At 40.1% G+C, this 247-nt stretch carries 1 rRNA gene; it reads left to right on the top strand.

What is annotated here, in order from left to right:
- Positions 1-175: 175 nt before the first annotated feature.
- A 5S ribosomal RNA gene (gene rrf / locus AAEZ18_RS19380) occupies positions 176-247 on the top strand; the annotation flags it as partial.

Here is a 247-nt window from a genome sequence, read left to right on the forward strand (position 1 = left end):
TCAAGCAAGAAGTTAATATGACTAAAGTAGATATTTACGCAAAGACTTAAAAAATATTATCAGATATTTTCCAAATTTAGAGGTGCTCTTAGCGCGCAGCGTTAAAGTTGAGGCACCTTGCGCAAAGAAAATGGTAGCACTATGTGCTTGTCATTCATTCTTTGCACCATATTTGCTTGGTAACAATAGCGTTTTGGACCCACCTGACCCCATGCCGAACTCAGTAGTGAAACGAAACAGCGCCGAT

The sequence above is a fragment of the Pseudoalteromonas sp. 19-MNA-CIBAN-0066 genome (assembly GCF_040308705.1).
In the GTDB taxonomy this organism is placed as follows: Bacteria; Pseudomonadota; Gammaproteobacteria; order Enterobacterales; family Alteromonadaceae; genus Pseudoalteromonas; species Pseudoalteromonas nigrifaciens.